Annotated in this window: 5 protein-coding genes; 1 reads left to right on the top strand and 4 read right to left on the bottom strand. The window is 61.8% G+C overall.

The annotated features are described in order from the left end of the window. Positions 1-151: 151 nt before the first annotated feature. Complete coding sequence (locus AC22G6_RS14795; protein ID WP_487367388.1) at positions 152-559, bottom strand: acyl-CoA thioesterase; 408 nt, start codon at positions 557-559, stop codon at positions 152-154. Positions 560-735: 176 nt separating this feature from the next. Between AC22G6_RS14795 and AC22G6_RS14790 the strand changes: the two genes are divergently transcribed. Continuing rightward, entirely contained in the window at positions 736-2,379 is a 1,644-nt protein-coding gene (locus AC22G6_RS14790) for an electron transfer flavoprotein-ubiquinone oxidoreductase (RefSeq protein WP_487367387.1), read from the top strand. A gap of 82 nt (positions 2,380-2,461) precedes the next feature. Here the strand turns inward: AC22G6_RS14790 and AC22G6_RS14785 are convergent, their stop codons facing one another. From AC22G6_RS14785 to AC22G6_RS14775, 3 genes are all read right to left on the bottom strand, one after another. Then, on the bottom strand, positions 2,462-3,493 hold the full coding sequence (locus tag AC22G6_RS14785; RefSeq protein ID WP_487367386.1) for a DUF481 domain-containing protein: 1,032 nt from the start codon (positions 3,491-3,493) through the stop codon (positions 2,462-2,464). Between the two features lie 129 nt (positions 3,494-3,622). Continuing rightward, positions 3,623-4,231 (bottom strand): Crp/Fnr family transcriptional regulator, encoded by a 609-nt coding sequence (locus tag AC22G6_RS14780; protein ID WP_487367385.1) that lies wholly within the window; start codon positions 4,229-4,231, stop codon positions 3,623-3,625. Positions 4,232-4,382: 151 nt separating this feature from the next. Further along, positions 4,383-6,674: a TonB-dependent receptor gene (locus tag AC22G6_RS14775; RefSeq protein WP_487367384.1), complete on the bottom strand. Its 2,292-nt coding sequence runs from the start codon at positions 6,672-6,674 to the stop codon at positions 4,383-4,385. Positions 6,675-6,737: the final 63 nt, after the last annotated feature.

Here is a 6,737-nt window from a genome sequence, read left to right as displayed (position 1 = left end):
CAGCGTCACACCCCAGCGCTTTTCTGCTGTTCGACGGAAGGCGGTCACGTTTGCGGTTTCAACCCGCTCTGTCGACGGGGTCCACAATGCCTGGTCCAATGCACCACTCATGCCTGTCTCCTCAACTTCAATCTAATTTATTTGTTATTGATTAATCGAACATGCTGCGGATTGTATCCGGCAAGGGCGAAGACTTGCCAGTACGGGTGTCCATCCACACGGTCTTGGCCGCACCGTCGGCAAACAGACGTTCGTCACCATCGACGAAGAGCTCGTACCAGGTCATGACGCTTGTGCGCCCCGGCTCGCCGCCATACATCTTGATCACCACCGTCGCAGGATAGTTGACCGGCATGTAGAAGGTGCAGCTGGCATTGATGATTACCGGACCAACCGGCTCGTCCGGACTCACGCGCGAGCCCTGCAACTCCAGCCACTCGACACGCGCCTGCTCGAAATACCTGAAGTAGACGGTGTTGTTCACATGTCCATAAGCATCCATGTCTCCCCAGCGCACCGGTATGCGGGTGGTGAGCAGCAGCTTCCGTTCTGTCGTCATTCGATATTCCCTTGATTTGCGCACATCCGCGACGACAATTTACCATACGCAACCGTACGTCTGACAATGACGCGGTTTGATCGCGACCTGCAGGCAACAGCAGGGCTGCTGCCCGTATTACACTGCAGCGTGAATCGAATACATACCAATAAAGCTTAAGGTAAAAGGAGAACGGGATGGAACGCGAATCCATGGAATTTGATGTCCTGATCGTCGGTGGCGGCCCTGCGGGCCTGGCCGCTGCGATCCGGCTCAAGCAGCAGGCTGAAGCGAAGGGGCAGGACATTTCGGTGTGTCTCATCGAAAAGGGCGCCGAGATCGGGGCCCACATCCTGTCCGGAGCCGTCATGGATCCGCGCGCCATCACCGAGCTCTTTCCCGACTGGAAGGAGCGCGGCGCGCCGCTCAACACCGAAGTCACTGAAGATCGCGTGATCTTCCTCAATGAAACCGGCGGCCGCACGATTCCCAACGCCCTGCTGCCCGACTGCTTCGTGAACCACGGCAACTACATCGTGCGTCTGGGCAATGTCGCCAAGTGGATGGGCGAGCAGGCAGAAGCGCTGGGCGTGGAGGTCTACCCCGGATTCGCTGCAGCGGAAATCCTGTACGACGACAACGGTGCGGTGAAAGGCGTGGCCACCGGCGACATGGGTCTCACCCGCGAGGGCGAGCCTGGCCCCAACCATCAGCTGGGCATGGAGCTCCACGCCAAATACACCCTGTTCGCCGAAGGCTGCCGTGGCCACCTGGGCAAGCAGCTCGAAGCCAAGTACAAGCTGCGCGACGGTGTCGATCCGCAGACCTACGGCATCGGCATCAAGGAACTGTGGGAAGTGCCGGTCGAGAATCATCGCCCCGGCCTGGTGGTTCACACCGCCGGCTGGCCGCTGCCGTCCGACACCTACGGCGGTGGCTTCGTCTATCACCTCGAAGACAACCTGGTGGCGGTCGGCTACGTGGTCGGGCTCAACTACAGCAACCCTCATCTGTCGCCGTTCGAAGAGTTCCAGCGCTACAAGACCCACCCCGAGATCCGCAAGTTTCTCGAGGGTGGCAAGCGCCTGGCCTATGGTGCGCGCGCCATCGCCGCCGGCGGCCTGCAAAGCCAGCCGCGGCTGATCTTCCCCGGTGGCGGTCTGATCGGCGACGACGCGGGCTTTCTCAACGCTGCGCGCATCAAGGGCAGCCACGCCGCGATCAAGTCCGGCATGCTCGCTGCCGACGCCGCGCTCGGCGCACTTGCCGCAAACCGCCAGCGCGATGCGCTCACCGCCTATCCGTCGGCATTCAAGGACTCCTGGCTGCATGAGGAGTTGCACAAGACGCGCAACTTCAAGCCCTACATGAAGAAAGGCCTGTGGATGGGTTCGCTGCTGTTCGGCATCGACCAGAAGCTGTTCGGCGGCAAGGTGCCGTGGACGCTGCACAACAGCGCCGACCACGTCACCCTCAAGCCGGCAGCCGAGTGCCCGAAGATCGACTACCCGAAGCCGGATGGCAAGCTCACCTTCGACCGTCTGTCCTCAGTGTTCCTGTCGAACACCAACCACGAGGAAGAGCAGCCCTGTCACCTGCGTCTGAAGGATGCCTCGGTGCCGATCTCGGTGAACCTCGCGCTCTACGATGCCCCCGAGCAGCGCTACTGCCCGGCCGGCGTGTACGAAATCGTGCGCGACGGCGATGGCAATGCGCCACGCCTGCAGATCAACGCGCAGAACTGCGTGCATTGCAAGACCTGCGACATCAAGGACCCGACCCAGAACATCAACTGGGTGGTGCCACAGGGTGGTGAAGGCCCGATCTACCAGGGCATGTAAGCACACACGAAAACGGGGCGCTCAGGCGCCCCGTTGTTCTTTCAGCTGCGACCCCTGCCGCAGTCCATGCAGCAGCGCCCGCTCACCACTCGTAGCCGACTCCGAACTGCAGGCTCAGGTCGGCGGACTTGCGCCCCTCGGCGGGCTGCCCCTCCCAGTCGACCACGCCCTGCACCTGAGCGCTCAGGCGCTCGATGATCGGCAGCCGGAAGCCGGTGCGCATGCGCAGGGTCACGTCGCTCGCGTCACGGATGTTCATGTAGCCATCCTGCTGATGAAAGAACTCCGCAGAGCGTCCGATCAGCCAGTGACGGTAGCGCACGCCCCAACCGACGGCCGGATAACTCCGATCATCGGTGTCGACGCGATTCTCTCTGACGAGATCGAGACCGCCCTGAACCGAAAGCCCGGTCTGATCATTGTCGATCACCTGCAAACCCAGGCCGGAACCGGTGGAGAAGCGCAGATCAAGATCCCGGAAGCGATCACGCTCAACCGTGGTCCGGCCATAGATGAAGCGCTTCTTGCTGACGAACCAGTCGCGGTCTGCGCTGACGAGCAGATTGGAGGCACTCACGTCGTCGCCTTCGGTGCGCTCTTCACCCTTCGCGCGCAGGGTGAAACGGGTCTTCTTCGCCACCCCGGTCAACTCACCCTCCGCAACCAGATGAGTCGTTTCGCTGTTTCCGCTGACCGAGTTGCCCGCCAGATTCACCCGCCCGCTGTACTCGAAGCCCTCGCCGGACTGGCTGGGTGTCGGGTTCAGGTAGGTAATGCGATCGAGCTTGAGAGGCGGCACCTCTGGCACTTCGGCCAGGCGCACCGCGCGTTCTTCATCCGAGCGCTCAAGCCGGGTGTCGAGCCGGCCTTCGTTGCTGCGCATCATCACATTCACCGGCTGGTCGGTGCTGAGGGTTTCGACCATGCGCCAGTCGATGCGCAACACGCCTGCATACTGGGTCTTGAACTTCAGCCCCTCGGGCGTCTTGCTGATTACGGTGCCGGAAAGGCGATCACCATTGGTGAGCAACACCTCGTCAGCGCGGCCAGAAGCTGCCACTGACGCGAGAAGGGTAAACAGCAGAACACGACTCAGCGGTCGAATTGCGGGCACGGAAATCATGGGGCGAAGTGGCGTCGGGGGATGTCGCGGTGTCGAAATGCACTGCGTACGCAAGCCTAGGTGGAAATCGTCCACCTTGCAATGCAGCAAAACACCTGCTTACCACTTGCTCCGCCAGATTTACCCGCGCGTGCCGAGCACCGAGTCGGCAGTAACGTGACGCGAGCGATAGCGCCCGGATACCTCAAGCGTGCCATCGGCCCCGAGGTGGCTGATCGTCCTGGAAACGGTCTCGACCGACAGGTCGGTGATCTCGGCAATATCCTTGAGTCTGGGCAAGGCCAGACGCGCCGCTTTCCGGCCTCGGGTCAGACCGGCGGTCATGAATTCGAACAGTCGCCGCACGCGGTCCCCCGCCTTGCCGCTGCGCAATGCAAGCACCTCGGCCATGCGGCGCTCGGTTGCCGCCAGCATGCCAAGCAGCAACTGACCGCTCGGCTCGGCCTGATCGGCGCACCAGGGTTCGAGCACACAGGCCGACAGCGCCCGCGCTGTAAACGTGTAACGGCCAAACAACAGCGTCTCCGCACCGATCACATCACCGGTGACCGCCATGCCGCCGAACTGCAGGCCATCCGGTCCGGGCTGATCCAGCCGCACCGTCCCCGACACCACCCGCCACGAAGTGCCCTCGGCACCCGCCTTGTAGATCGTTTTTCCGCGCGGGATGGGGCCGGACTTCACGCCAGCCTGCCCTGCCTCGGCGAAATCATCGCTCTCTTCGTTCATCTTCAGACTCCCTGCCACCTGCCGACTTCAATCATATGCCATTCGTACGCGTCCTCTGTGCGTTCATCCAGCGCTGGCGCACACACCGGGCCTGCAGAGCAGGCTTTCGATGTGTGCGCCCGGACACGACCTGATGCCCGGGTGTGCAGCATCAGAACGTCACGGTCACGCCCGCATAGATCGAACGTCCCACCCCGGGGACCAGGGTTCCCCACGCCACATCGGTGCCGGACATGGTCTTGCCCTGGCCAAGGTAGGCGCCGCCCAGCGGGTGATTGTAGAAACGGTCAAAGACGTTCTCGACACCGACATCGAAGCGAACCTGCTTCCACTCATAGCTGCTGCGCAGGTGCAGCAGACCGTAGCCTGCCGTCTCGACCTCGTTGCGTGTTGCCGAGACCTTGTCCTTGTCGGCGACCAGTTCGAGTTCGACGGTATTGGTCCAGCTGCCCAGCTTCTGTTCAAGCGCCAGCCGCGCATTGAGCGGCATCATGTTGTACAGATTGTCGCCCGTCGTCGGGTTCTTGCCTCTGACATAGCTCAAGCTGCCCTTACCGGTAAACACGCCGATCGCCTGCGTCGTCCCCAGAAGCATGTGCCCCGCGACGTCCACCCCGTACAGGCGCGCCGACTCATTGACGAAGCGCAGATAGACGAAGCCATCCGTCCGGGTCAGGTTCGCGGCGGTACATGAGGCTCCGCCACTGCTGCAGCGCTCGGCATCGATATAGTTATCGACGTAGGTAAAGTACGGCGTGACCTTGAGCCCCCACGTTGCGCGATTTGCATCGTGCCAATCGGCAGTGGCACTCACCGTATGTGCGACTTCGGGCTTCAGGTCGAGGTTGCCCACATAGCCGTTGCCGTCACCCGCCATGTTGATCATGCGCATCGCCATGCCATTGGTGGACCAGGCATAGCGCTCGTAAAGGTTGGGCGAGCGCGTCTTCTGCGCATAGCCGAACTCGTAGGATTGCGTCGAGGACGGCGTATATCGGGCCAGCGCCGCGACATCCAGGTTGTGGTCGGTCTTGCTGCGATCGGCGGCATTGAAGGCAGCCTCGTCCGTTGCGCTGAAGGTCGGGCTGTAGCCCTGCACCGTATCCGCGTCCATGCTCACGGTTTCGTGACGCAGGCCGAACTGTGTCAGCCATTGCGGCGTCCATGCGGCCTCCCATTCGGCAAACACCGCAAAGCGGTCACGCTCGCCATTGCGGATATTCCAGAACGTATTGGGCGACATGCCCTTGCCGGACGCCTCCCACCAGTCATCCAGGCGATACTGCTGAACATCGCCCCCCACTCGCAGAATGTCCCGTTCCGACAGGACGATATCGCCCTTCAGCGACACACCGGTGTTGTTTCCCTTCGTGTCCATTGGCATCCCAGCCGCCCTGCCGTTCATGCCCGGCAGGATCGGACCCGCAATACCGTCTGAATTAGGCACGTTATTGGGACCATACCAGTACAGCTTGTCGTCACCGAACTGCATCTCGTGACGCGTGGTCTCGTTGTAGGCCCGCGCCTCGAGCGCGCCCCAGTCGAACGTCCCCTTGTAGCTCAAATTGACCTGCTCGCTATGGTTGCCGGTCATGTCCATGCGCTGATTTGGCCAGCCCTGCTCCGGGATGTCCTGAACGCCCAGCTTGAGTTCCACCAGGTGGTTCTCATGGCGGTAGCCCATTGCGAGCGACTGGTTGGATGTCTCGTACGCCGAAGACCCGACCTCGTCACCGTCCAGCCAGCCGCGACCGGCGGCAGCAAGACCTGCAGCCTTGAAGTCACCGCCGGCCTCGTAGTTGTCTGCCTTCGCGGTTGATCCGCGATAGCTCACGCTCAGCGACTCATTGGCAAAGGTCGCCGACAGGTTCGCGCCGGTCACATCGCCGTTGCTGCGATAGAACGCGCCGACCTCACCCTTGAGCAAGTTGCCCTCGCCCGGGCGAGCAAACTCCGGATCGGGAGAGTCGACGAGAATGGTGCCGCCGATGCTGTCACCACCGAGACTCACCGGCGTGATCCCCGCGAACACCTGAACGCTCGATACGTTCGACGGATCGATGTACGACAGCGGCGGGTTCATGTGATTGCCGCAGGCCGAGATCAGATCCATGCCATCGACCTTGATCCGCAAGCGGTCATCGGCAAGACCGCGAATCGCGGGCAGGCTGGAGACACCACCCGCGCCGTAAAGCGAGACGCCTTCGACATCCTTCAGCAGGCTTGCGGTATCACTCATGGCAGCGCGCTTGCCTGCGACTTCGGTCTGACTCATCTCTCCACGAGTCTGCGGCAGCGGCGCCACCATGGGCGCAGACACGACAATTTCGTCGAGTTTTGCAGCGCCACTGCCACCGCTTGCGGCGGTTTGTGCAAATGCTGCCGGAGCACAAAAAGCCAGCGCAAGCGCAAGACGGGTGGGGCGCGTATCGAATCCGTACATATACTTCACTCCATAAGGAAAAATCACACCAACAACATCAATTCAAAACCGAAAAATCTGCGG

Source organism: Parazoarcus sp. PS-13 R2A, from assembly GCF_057621855.1.
Note: the sequence above shows the minus strand (reverse complement) of the source record. Positions and strands in the feature narration are given on the sequence as shown.